This window comes from Acinetobacter sp. ANC_7655, assembly GCF_056784015.1.
Window position 1 is genome coordinate 1 of sequence record NZ_JBWYJB010000016.1, and the last position, 19,794, is coordinate 19,794.

The following is a 19,794-nucleotide window of genomic DNA, read 5'->3' on the forward strand; positions in this document are numbered from 1 at the left end:
CAATATTTTAGTATTTTTTTAAATTATGAGTTTTGAGTGGGCATTTAATAGTCAAATTCACATCATTCAGTATGATATTGATAAAAAATCGAACACTTTAACTTTATTAAAATTAGATTAGAATAGTCACTATTATTTAACTGACTAGAACTATGTTACTAAATGGCTATATTTAAAATCAAAAAAGCCGTATTGATCTCCCTACTGCTTTTGATGTGCAGCTTTAGCCATGCCAATTCCAACCAGAACATTTATCAAATGACTCTATCTATTTTGAGCTATGCCAAAATTTCATCTCCACAACCAGATTTATGTCTAATTGATAACACTGTGGCATTAGCAGAGTTTAATCAAACTATTCAAAAGCAAAATTCAAATATCAAAGCACAAAATATTCATGATTATGAATTAAACAAGACCAATTGTGATGTTATATTTTTCTCTAAATCTTCTCCAACAGTCGAACAAAAACTCATCCGAGAATCACTAAATAAGTCAATTCTCTCATTTTCAACAAATAATGAAGATTGCGAGGTTGGAAGTGTTTTCTGTCTCTATAGCAATAAAGCAGGTATTACAAAATTTAAAGTCAATTTAGACAGTCTTGCAAAAACCAAAATCCACGTTGATCCTCGTGTATTACTTCTTGCACAGAAATGGAGTAATTCAGATGATTGATAAATTTTTTGGATTAACTTCACTCCAATCACTATTTAGAAGATCACAATTTTTAATTTTTGCGATTACTTTTTTGATCTGCACTTTAATTTTTGCAACGATTTCAATTTTTACGGTGAAATCATACGCCAATCAAAACTTAACCTTAGTGAGTCGCACAATTGCGGAACGCATTCAACCTGCTCTTGTTTTCCAAGATAAATACACTTTAGACAATATTTTACACGAGTACACACAACAACATTCAATTCGCCTTATCCAAGTATTGGATAGCAGTAAAGTTAAAATAACTGAAAGCAGTAAACTGATAGATCGCCATTCAGAACTTCAAACTTGGTTTGATGGATTATTTTTTTCTAAGCCGATTCAAATTGAAGTTACTCACAATGGACAATTGGTCGGTGAGCTTCATCTATTCGGCAGTTCTCAAGATATCATTTTATTCATTATCAAGATTTGCTTAGCCTTGATTTTAGGTATGCTTTTTATGATTTTCGCCTTATGGTGGTCGGTTAATGCAACCTATCGTCATATTATGAATTCTATATCACCAATTATTCATACAGCACAATTAGTGAGTCAACAAAAAGCATATAATCTCCGCTTTCCAAAAAATGATATTCAAGAATTTCATCATCTAAACTCAGTATTTAATCAACTATTAGAAGAAATTCAATCTTGGCACAATCAGTTACAGTCTGAAAATACTCAGCTTAATTATCAAGTACAACATGATGAATTAACACAATTACCAAACCGACATTACTTTTATAAAGTTTTGTGTAGCCTTTTCGATCAGCCTGATAAACTTGAAAATACTGTTTTGATTTTTATAGATAACAATAAATTTAAGTCTATTAACGATCAATATGGTCATTTAGTAGGGGATGAAGTGTTGAAAGAAATGGCTAAACGATTAAAACAAAACACTCGTCAAAATGATTTTGTCGCAAGATTAAGCGGTGATGAATTTGCAATTATCCTAAGTCCTGTCAGTCAGGTGGATCACTTAATTTCGATCGCCGAAAATCTTATAAAATGTTCTGATGAGCCCTTAAAATATAACGGACAATCAATTCATTTTAGTTTTAGTCTTGGTATTGCTTTGGCTAAAGAAGCTCATAACCCAGAGGACTTAATTTCTCAAGCAGACCAAGCGATGTACAAAGCGAAGAATCTAAAACATCATTGGCACATATTTCAACAATAGAGTTTTTACTGAGGATTAATACCTATGCTCAATCGTAGTTTCAAACTTTTTATCATGAGCATTCTTTGTATAGGATTAAGCGCATGCTTGGGTATGGGATCTTTAAGCTATAAACAAGTAAAAATGTTAAAACAACAAGGTTTCGTACTCACAGAGGAAGGTTGGAGTTTGGGACTACCCGAACGACTTCTTTTCGATTTCGATCAGGCTGAAATCTCTAAAAAAAATCGTGAACAGATTCAACATCTCGCAGCACAACTACAAAAATACAATTTAAAGAAAGTCCGTATCGTCGGTCATACCGATCTTATTGGCAATCCAGATTATAATTTTAAACTTTCTGAAAGCCGTGCCCGAAGCGTAAGCACTATTTTTATCGAAGAGGGTTTTAACCCTACTCATATCCAAACCATTGGTCGCGGTTCCACCCAACCTATTAATACTGCAAATACTGACGCTGCCCATGCAGAAAATAGACGCGTTGCTGTTATTATCGTGCCTTAAACATTCAACAAAAAAAGATCCTGATAGGATCTTTTTTTAACAGCAAAAATCAGACATAAAAAAACCGCTTAACGCGGTATATTTTATCTGACCATTTATAATGAAATAAATGGTCGGAGCAGTAGGATTCGAACCTACGACCCCCTGGTCCCAAACCAGGTGCACTACCAGGCTGTGCTATACTCCGATTACATCGGTTTGTGTTGGGGTGAATGACGGGATTCGAACCCGCGACAACCGGAATCACAATCCGGGGCTCTACCAACTGAGCTACATCCACCATCACAAAATTTGGTTCTATAAAATCAAGCGACCAATGGCGCGCCTGACAGGATTCGAACCTGTGACCATCCGCTTAGAAGGCGGATGCTCTATCCAACTGAGCTACAGGCGCATTACCCATGATTGCGAGATCATTGGAAAACCTTTGCCTTGAAGAATTGGTCGGAGCAGTAGGATTCGAACCTACGACCCCCTGGTCCCAAACCAGGTGCACTACCAGGCTGTGCTATACTCCGATTCATCTCAGCTTTTGTACCGTTCAACTTATCGTTTGATGTATCGTTCGGTACGGTGTGCATTCTAGGCGTGACGCTGGATAACGTCAACACCTATCTTCAAAAAAAATCAAAAAAACACTTCAAATGTATATTTATCAAGCATTTTGACTAATATTAACGCTTTAATGACGCACTAAAGTTTAACATTCGATCTAATGGTAATTTAGCGCGCTCTGCTAAAGCGGGATCAACATGCACTTCCTGATCACCATGTCGTAAAACATGCAAAATGCCATCCAATTCATTCATTGCCATCCATGGACAGTGTGCACAAGAACGACAAGTCGCCCCCTCACCTGCCGTAGGAGCCTCAATCAAAGTCTTATTCGGCACCATTTGTTGCATCTTATAAAAAATACCGCGATCGGTCGCAACAATCATTGTTTCATGCGGTAGTTCTTTTGCAGCTTTAATCAATTGTGAGGTACTTCCTACTGCGTCAGCAACATCAATTACCGATTCTGGTGATTCAGGATGTACTAAAACTGCAGCATCAGGATAGATGGCTTTCATCTGAGCGATGCCACGTGCTCTAAATTCTTCATGTACGATACAAGAACCATCCCAGAGCAACATATCCGCTCCAGTTTTCTTTTGAATGTAACGTCCTAAATGCTGATCAGGTGCCCAAATAATTTTTTCACCTAAACTATCTAAATGCTCAACAATTTCGACAGCACAACTTGATGTTACCACCCAATCTGCACGTGCTTTTACCGCAGCTGAGGTATTTGCATAAACCACAACAGTATGATCAGGATGAGCATCACAGAACTTGGTAAACTCATCTACAGGACAACCTAGATCGAGTGAACAAGTTGCCTCTAAAGTAGGCATTAAAATGGTTTTGTTAGGTGATAAAATTTTAGAAGTTTCACCCATAAACTTCACACCAGCCACAACGAGTGTTGTCGCATCATGATCACGTCCAAAACGTGCCATTTCAAGTGAATCTGAAACACAACCACCAGTAAGCTCCGCAAGCTCCTGTACGACCGGATCACAATAATAATGAGCAACCAATACCGCATTACGCTTTTCCAATTCAGCCTGGATCTCAGCAAATTTTTGCTGCTTTAACTCTGGTGTTAAATCTTGATTGTTAGATTCACCAATCAGGTCTAAATGAGCTTGAACAATTGCTTTCGCATCATTTGCAATTAAATTGGTTGCATCATTCATTATTTGCATCTCTATCCATAGCGCTTATCAATATAAGCAATTACACACCGATTGGATTTGACCAATCATTAAAATTTGATAAATAAAAAGCCTCAACAGGGAGGCTTAATTTATTTAAGAACGATAATCTGCGTTGATCTTGACATAATCATATGACAAATCACAGGTGTAAACCGTATCTTTGGCAGAACCACGGCCCAAATCAACGCGGATAGTAATTTCTGATTGATTCATTACTTTAGCACCAGCCTCTTCTGTGTAATCTGCCGCTGCACCACCATCTTTACAGATCTGGACATCATCTAACCATACTTGGATTTTGTCGACATTTAAATCTGGGACACCAGCATAACCGATTGCAGCCAAGATACGCCCCCAGTTAGGGTCAGAAGCAAAGAACGCTGTTTTTACCAAAGGTGAATGTGCAATGCTGTAAGCGATGTCACAACACTCTTGCGTATTTGCACCACCTTCAACTGAAACAGTTATAAATTTGGTTGCACCTTCACCATCTCGAACGATCAACTGAGCCAAGCGCTTCATGACACGTGTAAGTACATCTAAAACAACAGAGTAACGAGCATCTTCTTTAGATGTAATTTCAGCACCACCTGCTTGACCAGTTGCTGCAAAAATACAAGAGTCGTTAGTAGATGTATCACCATCAATCGTGATGCGATTAAATGATTGTTCAACCGTGGTTTTTAATAGTTTTTGAACCAATTCACGAGCAATAGGCGCGTCTGTCGCTACGAAAGACAACATTGTTGCCATATTAGGACGGATCATTCCTGCACCTTTTGAAATCCCCGTCATTGTATAAACAACCCCGTCAATTTCAAATTGTTCAGAAGCCCCCTTAGGTAAAGTATCCGTCGTCATAATACCTGATGCTGCCTGAGGCCATACATCATCTTCAAGACTCTCAAATGCTGGTTTTAACCCAGCAATCAAACGCTCCATTGGTAATTGTTCACCAATTACGCCTGTTGAGAATGGCAAAACCTCGTTCTCATTTACACCAGCAATTTTGGCAAATTCAGCACAAGTGTCCTTTGCATTTTTCATACCTGTAGGACCAGTACCTGCATTCGCATTGCCTGTATTAATTACAAGGTAACGTGGATTTGTTTGAGACAAATGCAGTTTTGAAATATGTACTGGCGCTGCGCAAAAAGCATTTTGGGTAAATACACCTGCAACTTGAGTGCCTTGTGCAAATTCAAATACAACCAAGTCACGTCGATTTGGGTAACGTACATACGCTTCTGCTGAGCCAATTCTTACACCCTTTACCACATGCATTTGTGGCATTGATACGTCACCCACCGCCATTTTTGATTGTCCGAATTAAAAAAAATGATGGCTAAGCTTATTAGAAATTAGAAAAAAAATCGAGTGAATAAGGCATTAGGGTTGATTGAAATGAATGATTTGAAATAAATCTCGATCCCTAAAAACAATAAAGCCAGTCAAAGACTGGCTTTTGTACGAAATTCTAAAATTAATTAGATACAGTTTGTTCCAATAAGGCTTGTTTTGCTTTTTCTTGACTTGAACTTGAAAGAGCTGGATTTGATGCAACAATACGATTTGCTGTAGCTGGAGTTGCTGGTGCTATTGCAGCTGTTTGAAGAATGATTGGTCGACCAGCTGTATTACCAAGTGTGTAACGAATACCAGTGCGAGGACTTATCACCGTTGTGGAGTCATTTTTAACTTCAGTTTGTGCTTGAGTAACACCCGCAGCTGCTTGAACTTTCGCTAGAGGTACAGTTTTTGTATCAGTATTGGCAAATGCAAAAGCTGGTAAAGCAAAAACTGCAAATAGAGCCGGTTTTAGTATTTTTTTCATTGTCGCTTCCATATATTCAATCATGCAAAATTAAATAGCATTAACTGAGAAAATTGGCAATGCTTATTCACATGAACTGACCAAGCACTATAATAAAATAAAAAAAGCAGAACCTAAGTTCTGCTTCATGAAATTTAGATTTTACCGTGACACTGCTTGTATTTTAAACCAGAACCACATGGACAAGGTGCATTACGGCTTTGAGGTGGCGTAATCTCAACTTCATTCTGATCCAATTCTTGAGTATTAACTGTTTGCTCACCTGTTAAACCATCAACTTCAGCATGAGAAAGTGAAAGTTGCATCGCTTCAGCTTGAGCTTGCTGCTGTGCTTCCATTTCTGCCAGCTCTTCAGGCGTTGGTAAACGTACTAATGAAAGATCTGTCACAACATCAGACTTAATGACAGCTAACATATTTACAAACAGATTGAATGCTTCTTTCTTATATTCCTGCTCAGGATTCTTTTGCGCATAACCGCGTAAATGAATACCTTGACGTAAATAATCCATCGCTGCTAAATGATCTTTCCAGTGGCGATCTAAAGAACTTAACATAAAGTTTCGTTCTAACACTGCTGCAGATTCAGCACCCATTTGTTCACGACGCTCACGATAGCGTTGTAAAACCTCATCAGTAATACGACGTGCTAATGCTTCTTCATCTAATCGACGATCTTGATCCAACCATTGCTGCACAGGAAGATCAATATTAAAGTCTGAGCGTAATGCAGATTCAAGACCTGGGACATCCCACTGATCATGAATTGATTCAGGTGGGATATACGTTTCAATCACCCCTTTCATCACTTCTTCATGCATTGACTCGATGTATTCTTGCAATGTACTTTCTGCCAGAATTTCATCACGCTGTGAGTATATAATTTTACGTTGTTCGTTATTTACATCATCATACTTCAACAGGTTCTTACGAATATCGAAGTTACGTGCTTCAACCTTACGTTGGGCGTTTTCAATCGAACGAGATACCATTTTATGTTCAATGGCTTCATTTTCTTGCAGACCCATTGCACGCATCATTGCGACGACACGATCACCCGCAAAGATACGCATCAAATCATCTTCTAACGATAAGAAGAAACGCGAAACACCTGGATCACCTTGACGACCTGAACGACCACGTAATTGGTTATCAATACGACGAGATTCATGACGTTCAGAACCAATAATATGTAAACCACCAGAATTCAGCACCAGTTGGTTATTTTGTTCCCATTCTGCTTTTAAACGTGCTTCATCTTCAGGAGTTGGATTTTCAATTTTCGCCAGTTTCGCTTTCCAGTTACCACCGAGCAAGATATCCGTACCACGCCCTGCCATGTTGGTCGCAATAGTCACGGCACGTGGAGAGCCGGCTTGTGCAATAATATCCGCTTCACGCTCATGCTGTTTGGCATTCAGTACTTCGTGTGCGATACCCGCTTCTTTCAGTTTATCCGATAAGATTTCAGAAGCTTCAATTGTTGCCGTACCAATCAAAATCGGTGCAACACCAGCTTCATGAATTTTCTTAATTTCTTCAATAATCGCATTGTATTTACCATTACGATTCAAATAAATTAAGTCATTCAGATCTTTACGAATCATTGGACGATGGGTTGGAATCAACACCACATCTAAGCCATAAATTTCTTTCATTTCAGCAGCTTCAGTATCTGCTGTACCTGTCATACCTGAAAGTTTACGGTATAAACGGAAATAGTTTTGGAATGTGGTCGTTGCAAGCGTTTGGTTTTCAGGTTGAATTTCTAAACCTTCTTTCGCTTCTACCGCTTGATGTAAACCTTCAGACCAACGACGACCAGGCATCGTACGACCTGTATTTTCGTCGACAATAATCACTTCACCGTCATGGACAATATAATGCACGTTACGTTGATACAAGTAATGTGCGCGAATAGAAGCTGTCACATGATGAACAAGATTTAAGTTGGCTGCAGAATATAGACTCTCACCTTCTGCCAATAATCCCATCGCAATAAGTTCACTTTCAATGGCTTCAAAACCAGCTTCTGTGATTTCGACTGAACGTTGCTTTTCATCGATCCAGAAGTGCCCACCATCTGCAACTTTTTCTTCTTTTTGAGCATGTAACTTTGGCGGAATCGCATTCATTGCCGCGTAAAGTTGTGAGGAATCTTCGCTTTGACCCGAAATAATAAGTGGAGTACGTGCTTCGTCAATTAAGATTGAGTCAACCTCATCGATAATCGCATAGGCAAGACCACGTTGTTTTTTCTCGGCTAACGAGAACACCATATTGTCACGAAGATAGTCGAAACCAAATTCGTTATTTGTACCGTAGGTAATGTCTGCTCGATAAGCTTCTGCTTTTTCGACAGGATTCTGCATGGAGTAGATCACCCCAACAGATAATCCCAAAAATTCATAAAGTGGACGGTTTAACTCAGCATCACGTTGCGCCAGATAATCATTGACAGTAATAACGTGAACACCTTGTTCACTAATTGCATTTAAATATACAGCCAAAGTACCCATTAGGGTTTTACCTTCACCTGTACGCATTTCTGCAATTTTACCTTCATGTAGGGTAATACCACCAATCAACTGTACGTCATAATGACGCATACCCATAATACGCTTACCAGCTTCACGACATACTGCGAAAGCTTCTGGTAACAAGCGATCAAGACTTTCGCCGTTTTTATAACGTTGTTTGAATTCTTCTGTTTTTGCAGATAAGTCTGCATCACTTAACACAGATATCGTCGGCTCGAGCGCATTGATCTTCTCGACAATTTTGCGCATACGCTTCAATTCGCGCTCGTTTTTAGTACCGAAGATTCCTCCGATCAGACTTGCCAACATATAGACTCTCTAAAACTTACTTATCAAAATGATTTTTCTCAAACGTTATTATGGTGCTAGAAATTTGAAGTACAAGGGTTTTAAACAAATGCAATCAAAAAATTTCTGGATTATTTTCCATGACGCATGAGCAACGGCGAGTTAATGTAGCAAATTTGATCAGAAATATATATCGTTCAAATTCAAATTTACGAACGTTTATTTGCCTTCAGACATTCAAATAAATCTGTTTTTTTCATAACCAAATAAAAAAACACTATTTTTAATTATAAAGAGTTTCCGCCATATTAATTTCAGCACATTAAGGTTTTGATAAGAATAGAGGTATATATGGCATTACGTTTAGGTGACACCGCTCCAGACTTTGAACAGCAATCAAGTGAAGGAGTAATTAATTTTTATGATTTTCTAGGAGATCATTGGGGAGTTTTATTTTCACACCCTGCCGACTATACTCCCGTATGTACGACGGAATTAGGTTTTACAGCAAAACTAAAAGACGAGTTTGAAAAACGTAATGTTAAAGCGATTGCTCTCTCTGTAGATGATGTTGAATCACATCATGGTTGGATTAAAGATATCAATGAAACTCAGTCTACCACGGTGAACTTCCCAATCATTGCTGATCAGGATCGTAAAGTTTCGACTTTATATGATTTCATCCATCCCAATGCCAACGAGACCCTAACGGTCCGATCTCTTGTGATCATTGATCCAAATAAAAAAGTACGCTTGATTATTACTTATCCAGCGTCAACTGGTCGCAATTTCCATGAAATTTTACGTGTTATAGATTCATTACAGTTAACAGATAACTATAAAGTGGCAACCCCTGCAAACTGGCAACATGGTGAAGATGTTGTGATTGTTCCGTCTATTAAAGACGAAAATGAAATTCAACAACGCTTCCCTAAAGGGTACAAGGCAGTGACACCTTATCTACGTTTAACACCTCAACCTGATCTTGATTAATTTTGACGAACCATCAAGTTTCAGCGTTCAGCCTATCCTCAGATAGGCTTTTTTTGATTATGGCTTATAATCTTTAACATATTGATTTAAAAAGGATTCAAATTATAGTTTGAATCCTTTTTTCTAAAACAAAGCAAGAAACTATTGACGCTTATCCAGTGGAACCCAATCAATCACCCATGCTGATTTCATATTTAAACTTGCATCACTGTTAATTTTCTTACGTAACGCATCTGCCGAATCACGATCTTTAGATGGACCAACCATAATTCGAATACCTTTCGACGTTGGACTCTTCGTTACCTTATATCCTTTGGCACGAAGCTTAGCCGCAAGCGCATCTGCATTCGCCTCATTCGCAGCCAATGCCACTTGAACCATCCATTGACGATCTCCATTTTCCAGCAGATCACGAGCTTTTTCTGCCTCAGCTTTTTTCTTCGCTTCTTCAGCAGCTTTGCGTTTTTTCTCTTCTGCAGCTTTTTTATCAGCTTCAGCTTTCTTCTTCGCTTCTTCTGCTTTACGTTTTTCCTCAGCAGCTTTTTGCTCTGCTGCTTTCTTTTCAGCTGCACGTTTTTCTGCTTCGGCTTTACGCTTTTGTTCTTCTGAGAATTTCGCCTGTTGTTCTTTTTGCTCAGCTAAACGCTTCTGTTCAGCTATGCGTTTTTCTTCAGCCAAACGCTTTTTCTTTTCAGCTTCATCCTCAACCAATTCAGGAGGAATATTGTCTGAACTTTGCTGAGCAGCGTTTCGACGAGCGTTCATTGCAGCATATTCTTCAGCAGCGCGACGTGCGGCTTCAGCTTCGGCCTCTTGTTGCATTCTTAAATATTCAGCAGCACGCGCCTCTTGCTCTGCCACAGCTTTCTCACGAGCACGTCGTTGCTCTTCAAGTAAACGCTTTTCAGTTTCCACATCAACTGTGAGAGGTTGAAGTTGTACTGCTTCAGGTTCATTCTTTTTTTGTTGAACAGCTTCAACCGGTTGTTCAACATTATTTTGGTGGATCTCTTCTTTGCCTTTTAGAAGTAATGCTGCCAATAAAACACCACCACCCAATAAAACAACACCACCCATCCAGCGTTGTTTGTTATTCATTGACATTCTCTAAATACTCCCAGACCGCCTCTAAGGTATGAAACGAACCACACACCAAAATCAGCTGATTATTTTTTGTTTCTTCAAGTGCTGATTTAAATGCGACCTGTACATTTGAATACTGTTGTACTGTCTCACCTTGAAGCGCTGACTCTAATTGTTGTAATGGTGCTGCACGAGGCACATCCATCGGCGCAATTTTCCACATAAATACCGTGTTTTTCAATAAATTAACGACTGAATCTATATCTTTATCCGCTAACATCGAAAACACAGCGATAACTTCTGTGTACTGTTTATTGTATTCTAAATAATTTCGCAATTGCTTTAACAAAAATTCTACACCATGCGGATTATGTCCCGCATCGAAAATCACTGTTTTTCCTGCGATTTCCCTTATTTCAAATCGACCTGGTAAATGTGCTTGAATAATGCCCTGCTCTAGTGCAGTTTGAGAAATTTTCAATCCACTGACCAATAATGCAGCCACGGCAGTAGAAACATTATCTAGGGCCAACTGACCACATGGTAATTTTAAGGTCAGTGCTGAACTTGAAAATGTCCAAGTTTTACCATCACCATTTGCTTGATAAAAATAATCCTGATTTAGACATGACAGCGTCGCATTACATGCAATGACTTTATCCTGAATTGATGTTGGAAGTATTTGTTGCCCACCAAAAATGACTGGAATATCTCGACGAATAATACCCGCTTTCTCAAAAGCAATTTTTTCAATGGTGTCACCCAGCCAATCTGTGTGATCCAATCCAATATTGGTAATGACCGCAACATTTGGATTAACGACATTCACAACATCCAAACGTCCCCCTAGTCCAACTTCCAATACCCAAACATCACATTTCTGTTGTTTGAAGATGACAAAAGCTGCAAGGGTTGTTGCTTCAAAAAAAGATAAACTTAAATCACATTCACGTCGTGCTTGATCAACTTGAACAAATGCTTCGATCAGAAGCTCATCTGAAACTTCCTGACCTGCGAGTTTTACACGCTCATTGAAACGATAGATATGCGGAGATTGATACAAACCGACTTGATATCCTTGAGCATTCAGAATTGAAGCTAAGGTTGTAGTTGTTGAACCCTTACCATTCGTACCAGCGACGGTAATGACTTTCGCTTGCGGGTGTGTAACGCCCAATTTTTCAGCCACAGGAATGACGCGTTCAAGCCCTAAATCAATTCCTGTAACGTGAACATGGCTCCAATAATCGAGCCATGTTTGTAAATTATCTGTACTGAGTGGAGCAGTGAGGTTCAAGGCAAATTCATCAATTTCGCTACGATACGATAAACTGTATCACGTAATGCGTGACGATGAACAATTTGATCGACTACACCATGATCAAGCAAGAATTCAGCACGTTGAAACGGCTCTTCTAGCTTTTCGCGTACAGTCTGTTCAATGACACGTTTACCAGCAAAACCAATCATTGCTTTAGGCTCAGCAATATGCACATCACCCAACATGGCTAAAGATGCGGTCACACCACCATATACTGGATGAGTTAGTACAACAATGTACGGAATACGAGCATCTTTCATTTTTTGAATCGCAGCTGATGTACGTGCCATTTGCATTAAAGAAAGCATTCCTTCTTGCATACGAGCACCACCAGAGGCAGCAAAACAAATCATTGGCTGTTTGGTTTCAATCGCACGCTCTGCTGCTTGTACAAATCGATCACCAACTACCGTACCCATTGAACCGCCCATGAAATCAAATTCAAATGCACAAGCGATTAATGATAAACCTTTGATTTGCCCTTCCATCACCACGAGTGCTTCAGTTTCGCCAGTTTTCTCTTGTGCTTCTTTCATACGCACAGGATAAGCTTTGCTATCGACAAACTTGAGTGGGTCTTTTGCAACAAACTCTTGACCTAATTCTTTTGCGGTTTGATCAAAGAACCAATTTAAGCGGTCACGTGCTTTCATTTTTAAATGCTCATCACATTGAGGACAAACATAAGCATTGAAAGACATCGCCGTACGAGTCACCAGAGCATGACATTCTGGACATTCAATCGTAGGCTCAGTAAACGTCGCTTTTAACGATTGCTGTTGATCAGGGATTTGAATACCTGGTACTGAACGATCTGTCCAAGGTGTTGCAGGTGCTAAAGTTTTCCCTGATTTAACTTCTTGATTCATACTAACTCATCGAGCGCTGCTCGAAGCTCCTTGACTTTATTGACCGCCTGTTCAACTGCTTGATCAGGAGTTGTCTGTGCAAATGGTTTAACAAAAGCACTACCAACAATGACCGCATCCGCTGCGCTTCCGATTGCTTTTGCAGAGGCTGCATCACTAATACCAAAACCTACACCAACAGGTACATCCGTCATCGACTTAATTTTTTCGATGCGTTGAGCAGCTTCATTCACATCTAAAGTCGCTGCACCTGTTACACCCTTCAAAGACACGTAATAAATAAAACCACTCGCTTGATTAGCGACATGTTGAATACGTTGATCTGTAGATGTTGGCGCCAACAAGAAGATCTGATCCATATCAAACTTTTTCAAGACAACATCGAGCGCTTGTGCTTCTTCAGGTGGTAAGTCCACCAACAGAATACCGTCCACACCACAGTCATGAGCAGTTGATACAAATTTTTCATATCCAATGACTTCTACAGGATTCAAATAACCCATCAACACCACTGGTGTATCTGTGTCCTTTTCACGGAATTGCTTGACCATTTCCAATGCATCCAATGTATTTGTACCGGCTGCCAATGCACGCTCAGCCGCAAGTGCAATCACTGGACCATCGGCCATTGGATCTGAAAATGGTAAGCCAAGTTCAATTACATCCACACCTGCTTCCACCATTTGATGTAACAAAGGAACCGTTACGTGTGGATGAGGGTCACCTGCCATGACATAAGAAACTAGAGCCTTACGCTGTTGAGATTTAAGCTGTGCAAATCGTGTGGCTAAACGTGACATAGGGATGTACTTTCCTTGAATTGTATAGAATTGAGGAGTTGGTTTTGTAAAATACAAGACGGCCCATTGTAACGCTATTTTTTACTCATTGAACAGAGTGTGATGAAAAGCACCAAACACTCTTTTCAGTTAAGTATTCCAAGTGCATATTTATCAATGTTTTGATTTTTTTAACAATGATCAAAAAGCTCGATTTTTTCTGTTTTTTCTAAATCATGAATATTTATATGAACTTATGTTTATTGATTAAAAATGTTTAAAAACAAATAGCTTAGCACTTACATTTTAACTTTTCTGAATTAGCCAAAGCTGTTCTATACTATACATGCTTACTCTTTTATTTCTTATGTTATGACCACAATCTCCCCAGGCAAAGCTTCTCCGCGAGCGCTTGCCCTTCTACCGCTTATTGTGTTTTTAGCCATTTTTTTGGGCAGCGGTATTTATCACACTCTGATTGGCACTGAGTTTGCCTTCTACCAAATTAAAGCACCCATTGCTGCTATCCCTGCCCTCATTCTTGCGGTATTACTTTATCGTGGCAAATTAAACACAGGTATAGATGAGTTTCTCCGTGGGGCAAGCCATCCTAATCTTATTTTAATGTTTATGGTCTTTATGCTGGCAGGTGCTTTTGCCAGTATTAGTAGCGCCATTGGTAGTGTTGATGCAACAGTACAATTAGGTTTATCTCTCATTCCTTCGGATTTTGTCCTGCCAATGCTCTTTGTTATTTCAGCATTTATTGCTACCGCGATGGGAACCTCGATGGGTACTATCGCTGCTTGTGCGCCGATCGCATTTGGCTTCACTCAAGTCACCGATATAAATCCTGTTGTTGCGATTGGTGCTGTGGTTGGAGGAGCCATGTTTGGTGATAACTTGTCTATGATTTCAGATACCACTATCGCTGCAACTCGTAGCCAACGTGTAGAACTAAAGGATAAATTTAAAGTCAATGTATGGATTGCAGTACCAGCAGCGCTTTTCACGATTTTGATTTATTTTGTGATGAGTCGTGATACGCAACAAATTTCTTTCAATGACTATAATTTTTGGCTGATTTTGCCTTATTTAGCCGTATTTGCTTTGGCTTTTAGCCGATTACATGTGTTGGCTGTACTTATGCTGGGCATTGTTATGTCTGGACTCGTCGGTCTGATTCAAGCCCCTGACTTTAACCTACTTAAATTAAATAATGCGATTTACGATGGCTTTTTGGGCATGTTTGAAGTCGCATTGCTTTCAATGTTACTCGGTGGTATTTCTGCCCTTATGCGAAAAGAAGGTGGCTTAGAGTGGCTAATACAACGCATTTATCAACTTACGCGTTTATTCAAAGTGGGGACGCAAAGAGCTGGTGAAATCGGAATTTGCCTTCTGGTGATCTTGTCTAATTTCTTTGTGGCGAATAATACGGTTGCCATTATTCTATCTGGCGATATGGCACGTGAAATTGCTAAAGAATATGGTGTTGACCCAAAACGCTCGGCTGCTTTGTTGGATATTTTTTCTTGTGTTGTTCAAGGCTTAATTCCGTTTGGCGCACAATTATTATTGGCGTGTTCAATTGCAAAATTATCGCCAATGGAAATGATCCAAAACGTTTATTACTGCTGGATCTTAGCGGTGATTGCTATACTCTCCATTGCTTTTAGATATCCCAAAATACAGATGAATCAATTTTAGACTGGCATAAAAATGAAGTCTTTAAAGGTAAGCTACATGCTTACCTTTTTTATTTCCATAATCTAACTTAGATTATGGTGTTGAGTTGGTCGTTGTTTAAGTTGTTTTTTAAACTGCAACAGCGTTATTCCATTATACATTTTAAATGCTCTAGCAAGCGCAGACTGATCTGAGTAACCGAGTTGCACTGCGATATCCGTTAACTCTAGCCCCTGATTTAATAGGCGCTCACATTGTGACATCCGCTCTTGCTCAAGTATGCGTTTAAATGATGTTCCGCGATCTTTTAATTGTCGTTGCAAAGTCCTCACCGACAAACATAATTCTGTCGCAATATCTTCAATCTTTGGCGCTTCGTGACGAATACGCAAATACTCAGCAATAATTAAGTGGAGTTGCCGATCAAGACTCGATTGCACGGGTTTTGATGCAATCGCCTCTTCCGCTTGTTGAACCAACAATTGCATAAGTGAAGGATCTGCTTGTTGGGGTTTTAGCTGCAACCCCTGCGTGCGAATTTGAAACTGATATTCAACATGGCTGAACTCTACCTGACAACCATAGAACTTTTGATATTCATACAATGGTGCGATAGCTTCATGCGCCATGATCACTTTATACAGTGGAAAGGTATCATGCACTAATATTTGCTTTGCCAATGAAACCATCATGGCATTCGTCAGCTCATTGATAAAATTATAGTCATCACAAATAAACGGCCAGCTTAAAATCAGTATTTCACCGTTCTGGTGAATCTGCATGGGTGTAATCTCTTCACCATCAATCACCAAGCGGCTAAATCTTAAAATATAGTTCAGTGCTTCCGCCACCGTCTCACTTCGTGTCGCCATATATCCAAGCACACCAAAATGCTCAGGTTTCACATATTGAGCCATTTCAAAAATATAATTGGCGCGATTCAAATAAACCTGCGTGAGAGAGTTAAGTTTTAAGAAAAAAGAATAAGATGATTGCATGGCAATCGGTGCTACCAAAATCTTATTCAGCGTATCAACATCCTGATTTAATGCAGTCTTTATCTCTTTATCGAGCTGTTTCACTTGAATAAATGTTTGCCATAAATGGAAATATCCATTGGGTATTTGAATATCTTTCACGATGCACTATTCCTTTAGGCAAAATTGACTTTATTCATTTTCATTTGTCGTAAAATGTATAAAAAATGGCAAGTACTGTCAAAACAATCAGACCAATGCCATACATACTTAAACGATCTAAAGCGGATGAATGAAAATAAGATGAACGCATTGGTAAAATATCAGGTTGATCCTGTCGTACGCACGAATCTCAATTTCAAGCTCTCAGAAATTCCTCGTTTTTGGTTTGGTGGAGATCCATTCAAAACCCGTATGTTTGATGCATTGAGTCTAACTTTCCCAGACGGAGAGCGCTACTTCATTGAATCAGTTCGATTATTTAGAGATAAAATCAAAGACCCTGAATTACAAAAACGTGTCGCAGATTTTATTCGACAAGAAGCACAGCATGGAATTGCGCATGACAAGATGAATCAGGTCATGAAAGATCAAGGTATGCCTGTCGATCAATTTATTAAGGTTCTTAACAAAATTTTTAAATTCGAACTGACACGTCGTTCACCTCAATATAATATTGCCATGACTGCTGCAGCCGAACACTTAACTGCATTAATGGCTGATACTTTTTATAGTCAAAAAGCAACCCTTGAAGATGCTCACCCCTATGTGCGCGCGCTTTTAGCATGGCATGCTATCGAAGAGATGGAGCATCGTGATGTGGCTTTTGATGTCATGAAACAAGTCGGTGATGTTCCAGAACTTACTCGACAATTTGCTTTGGCCTTTACAACTTTCATGATGCTTGGATTTACAACTTATCGTGCCAATATCATGTTGAAGTATGACGGATTTAGTCGTTTAGACCGTTTCAAAATGACCGTCAAAGGACTTCCATGGTTTATCGGTCGAAATGGCATGTTAACGAGAATGAAAGGTCCATACCTAGATTGGTTTAAAAAAGACTTCCATCCAAGCCAACATCCTGTGATTGCCCAATATGATGTCTGGGTAAAAACATTAGCCGAGACCAATGATCCAATTCAAGCTGGTGAAGCATTCTGGCAAGCAGCTCGATAATATTCCTATTGCCGGCTGGATCATTTTTATTCGGATGATTTAGCCGACATTACTTACAGTTTTAATCTCCTTCTCTCTCTTCTTTTGTCCTGTAGAGATAATGACCTCAATGTGATTTTTTTACATACTTGTTCTTTCTGCATAAGTGATAAAAATAAAATGAATGCAATTACCACATACCATCCAGTGATTCGTAAGCACCTTGATTTCCGACTCAACGAAGTACCACGATTTTGGTTTAACAACGATCCTTTTAAAACACGTGTATTTGATGCTTTGAGTTTGACATTTCCAGATGGAGAACGATATTTCATACAGTGTGTCCGACTATTTCAACCGCATATTAAAGATCCTGTCTTAGCCAAACGTGTGAAAGACTTTATTCAACAAGAAGCGCAACACGGTATTGCCCATGACAAAATGAATAAAATTTTAATTGAGCAAGGTATGCCGATTGAAAAATATATTCATCAAGTCAATCAACGTTTCAAACATGCGTTAAAAAGGTATCCTGATCGTTTTAATATTGCGATCACTGCTTCATGCGAACACTTAACCGCTTTAATGGCAACGACATTTTTCAGTCATAAAAGTACGATGGCCCATGCACATCCTTTTGTCCGGGGTTTATTTGCATGGCATAGTATTGAAGAAATGGAACATCGCGATGTTGCTTATGATGTTATGATCGAGGTAGCGCAGACTTCAAACCTTACACGTTATACCGCCTTGGTTTTAGTTACGCTTATGATGTTTGGATTTACCATGCAAAGAACACATGGACTTCTCAAACAAGATGGTTTTACTCGAATTGAAAGGTTAAAAATGTTTGCTCAAGGCTTGAAATGGTTGCTTGGAAAAGATGGCATTTTAACGGCAAAAAAACGAGAATATTTAGACTGGTTTAAAGCTGATTTTCACCCAAATCAACACCCTATTATTCATCAATACCAAGTTTGGGTTGATACGCTCGCTGAAACTCAAGATCCAATTCAAGCAGGTGAAGCTTTTTGGCAAGCTGCGATATAAAAAAGAATGTAAAAAAGTCCGATCAATCGGACTTTTTTGTTGTTATGACGCCATTACCATTTAGCGTAATGTTGCTCTAATAGTCCATACTCTTGATTAAGCTCAATATGCTGACCATCATCTGAAATAATAAAACCCGTAATTTTAGATTGCCACTGACTGAACTGGCTGCCTACCATTCTAAGATTAAGATTTTCATAACGGCGCCAGCCTGTTTCAATGGTCAATTGTAATTTATCATCCATAGATCGTATGGTCCACATCTGATCATTTTGCATTTCAAAAAGAACATCCGTCAACGCATAAAGGCGTCCATTAATCCACAAACAGTTTTCATTGCCAAAGCTTTCATTCACGCCAGAGGCAAGATTCAAACCCACACGGTTTCCTTGCGCATCCCAAAAATTAGAAGATAGCCAAAACCAAGCCGTTTCAGGTCTTAGAAAACCGCAAGTATCATCAAGCGAAGCAAAAGTTCGTGAGTTAAATTCAATTTTTTCTTTTTGTTTATTAATGAAATACCCTTCAACGGCCAATGTAGTTAGTTTCTGAGTATAGGTCCAACCATTTATACCAGTAGGACTGCACATCGACAAAGGATCTGTTCCAGCACAAAAGATTCGTGCAGACAGTTTTTCTTCACCATGTTTGATCACTTTGATATAACGAACACCATTGGCATGTTGGATATCGAGTTGGATTTTTCCATGTTGAAAATGGCTATGATTAAATAGTGGCTGTTCATCTAGAACCGTACTGTGTGCCAATACATTAATCGCATTCCACTCGACGACTTGTCCGGTGTTATGGTCATAAATATAGATGAAACCATGTCCCGCCCAAGCGATATCGACGATAGCCATCCCAATGCTGTAATGCTCATGTTGGATACTACAAAACTTAAATTTCTTATATTTAAGTTTTTTTCTCCATCCTTTGAGCACTTTGCCATATGGCGTTTTATAAATATATTTTGAGACAGAAATTGCACTTGGCAATTCTGTAAAACGCCCATAGCGCGGTTGACCATTTACTTGAATTAAATCCATTGGGACTCA

General features: G+C 39.1%; 17 protein-coding genes and 4 tRNA genes. 7 read left to right on the forward strand and 14 right to left on the reverse strand.

Annotated features, from left to right (window positions below):
* Positions 1-213: 213 nt before the first annotated feature.
* The 3 genes from yfiR to yfiB are packed head-to-tail and all read left to right on the forward strand — an operon-like array spanning position 214 to position 2,392.
* Positions 214-678, forward strand: a complete 465-nt coding sequence (yfiR, locus tag AC1M9N_RS13350) for a regulatory sequestration protein YfiR (RefSeq protein WP_481598035.1) — start codon at positions 214-216, stop codon at positions 676-678.
* Positions 671-1,888 (forward strand): diguanylate cyclase DgcN/YfiN, encoded by a 1,218-nt coding sequence (dgcN, locus tag AC1M9N_RS13355; protein ID WP_481596631.1) that lies wholly within the window; start codon positions 671-673, stop codon positions 1,886-1,888. Before yfiR ends, dgcN begins: the two co-directional genes overlap by 8 nt.
* Positions 1,889-1,912: 24 nt before the next feature.
* Positions 1,913-2,392, forward strand: coding sequence for an outer membrane lipoprotein YfiB (gene yfiB, locus AC1M9N_RS13360; RefSeq protein ID WP_481592342.1), 480 nt, complete (start codon positions 1,913-1,915; stop codon positions 2,390-2,392).
* A gap of 110 nt (positions 2,393-2,502) precedes the next feature.
* Here yfiB and AC1M9N_RS13365 read toward each other — a convergent pair.
* From AC1M9N_RS13365 to secA, 8 genes are all read right to left on the reverse strand, one after another.
* Positions 2,503-2,579, reverse strand: a tRNA-Pro gene (locus AC1M9N_RS13365).
* Positions 2,580-2,596: 17 nt separating this feature from the next.
* Positions 2,597-2,672: transfer RNA gene (locus AC1M9N_RS13370), tRNA-His, on the reverse strand.
* A gap of 37 nt (positions 2,673-2,709) precedes the next feature.
* Positions 2,710-2,786: transfer RNA gene (locus AC1M9N_RS13375), tRNA-Arg, on the reverse strand.
* Positions 2,787-2,833: 47 nt separating this feature from the next.
* Positions 2,834-2,910: transfer RNA gene (locus AC1M9N_RS13380), tRNA-Pro, on the reverse strand.
* A 156-nt stretch (positions 2,911-3,066) separates the two neighbouring features.
* Complete coding sequence (gene nadA / locus AC1M9N_RS13385) at positions 3,067-4,134, reverse strand: quinolinate synthase NadA (protein ID WP_481590904.1); 1,068 nt, start codon at positions 4,132-4,134, stop codon at positions 3,067-3,069.
* A 114-nt stretch (positions 4,135-4,248) separates the two neighbouring features.
* The gene (argJ, locus tag AC1M9N_RS13390; protein WP_481592341.1) at positions 4,249-5,469 is read right to left on the reverse strand and encodes a bifunctional glutamate N-acetyltransferase/amino-acid acetyltransferase ArgJ; all 1,221 of its coding nucleotides are present in this window, start codon (positions 5,467-5,469) and stop codon (positions 4,249-4,251) included.
* 169 nt (positions 5,470-5,638) lie between these two features.
* A complete protein-coding gene (locus AC1M9N_RS13395; protein WP_092768561.1) occupies positions 5,639-5,989 on the reverse strand; it encodes a hypothetical protein in 351 nt (116 codons plus the stop codon).
* A 134-nt stretch (positions 5,990-6,123) separates the two neighbouring features.
* Positions 6,124-8,838 carry a preprotein translocase subunit SecA gene (gene secA, locus AC1M9N_RS13400; RefSeq protein ID WP_481954905.1) on the reverse strand — a complete coding sequence of 905 codons (2,715 nt, stop codon included), beginning with the start codon at positions 8,836-8,838 and terminating at the stop codon, positions 6,124-6,126.
* A gap of 330 nt (positions 8,839-9,168) precedes the next feature.
* On the opposite strand from secA, the gene AC1M9N_RS13405 reads away from it, so the two are divergent.
* Positions 9,169-9,810: a peroxiredoxin gene (locus AC1M9N_RS13405; RefSeq protein WP_481592340.1), complete on the forward strand. Its 642-nt coding sequence runs from the start codon at positions 9,169-9,171 to the stop codon at positions 9,808-9,810.
* A 141-nt stretch (positions 9,811-9,951) separates the two neighbouring features.
* Here the strand turns inward: AC1M9N_RS13405 and AC1M9N_RS13410 are convergent, their stop codons facing one another.
* The 4 genes from AC1M9N_RS13410 to trpA are packed head-to-tail and all read right to left on the reverse strand — an operon-like array spanning position 9,952 to position 13,883.
* Positions 9,952-10,914: an SPOR domain-containing protein gene (locus AC1M9N_RS13410; protein ID WP_481592339.1), complete on the reverse strand. Its 963-nt coding sequence runs from the start codon at positions 10,912-10,914 to the stop codon at positions 9,952-9,954.
* Positions 10,901-12,190, reverse strand: coding sequence for a bifunctional tetrahydrofolate synthase/dihydrofolate synthase (folC, locus tag AC1M9N_RS13415; protein ID WP_035267921.1), 1,290 nt, complete (start codon positions 12,188-12,190; stop codon positions 10,901-10,903). Before folC ends, AC1M9N_RS13410 begins: the two co-directional genes overlap by 14 nt.
* Complete coding sequence (gene accD, locus AC1M9N_RS13420) at positions 12,187-13,083, reverse strand: acetyl-CoA carboxylase, carboxyltransferase subunit beta (RefSeq protein WP_035267924.1); 897 nt, start codon at positions 13,081-13,083, stop codon at positions 12,187-12,189. Before accD ends, folC begins: the two co-directional genes overlap by 4 nt.
* On the reverse strand, positions 13,080-13,883 hold the full coding sequence (gene trpA, locus AC1M9N_RS13425; RefSeq protein WP_035267926.1) for a tryptophan synthase subunit alpha: 804 nt from the start codon (positions 13,881-13,883) through the stop codon (positions 13,080-13,082). The genes accD and trpA overlap by 4 nt, the downstream gene beginning before the upstream one ends.
* A 351-nt stretch (positions 13,884-14,234) precedes the next feature.
* Between trpA and AC1M9N_RS13430 the strand changes: the two genes are divergently transcribed.
* Positions 14,235-15,572, forward strand: a complete 1,338-nt coding sequence (locus AC1M9N_RS13430) for a Na+/H+ antiporter NhaC family protein (protein WP_035267927.1) — start codon at positions 14,235-14,237, stop codon at positions 15,570-15,572.
* Between the two features lie 62 nt (positions 15,573-15,634).
* On the opposite strand, the gene AC1M9N_RS13435 is transcribed toward AC1M9N_RS13430, so the two are convergent.
* Positions 15,635-16,690 carry an AraC family transcriptional regulator gene (locus AC1M9N_RS13435; protein ID WP_035267928.1) on the reverse strand — a complete coding sequence of 352 codons (1,056 nt, stop codon included), beginning with the start codon at positions 16,688-16,690 and terminating at the stop codon, positions 15,635-15,637.
* A gap of 141 nt (positions 16,691-16,831) precedes the next feature.
* Between AC1M9N_RS13435 and AC1M9N_RS13440 the strand changes: the two genes are divergently transcribed.
* Positions 16,832-17,707 carry a metal-dependent hydrolase gene (locus AC1M9N_RS13440; protein ID WP_035267930.1) on the forward strand — a complete coding sequence of 292 codons (876 nt, stop codon included), beginning with the start codon at positions 16,832-16,834 and terminating at the stop codon, positions 17,705-17,707.
* 159 nt (positions 17,708-17,866) lie between these two features.
* Positions 17,867-18,736, forward strand: a complete 870-nt coding sequence (locus tag AC1M9N_RS13445; protein WP_481954907.1) for a metal-dependent hydrolase — start codon at positions 17,867-17,869, stop codon at positions 18,734-18,736.
* A 53-nt stretch (positions 18,737-18,789) separates the two neighbouring features.
* Here AC1M9N_RS13445 and AC1M9N_RS13450 read toward each other — a convergent pair whose 3' ends face one another.
* On the reverse strand, positions 18,790-19,785 hold the full coding sequence (locus AC1M9N_RS13450) for a DUF2804 domain-containing protein (protein WP_180028606.1): 996 nt from the start codon (positions 19,783-19,785) through the stop codon (positions 18,790-18,792).
* Positions 19,786-19,794 lie beyond the last annotated feature (9 nt).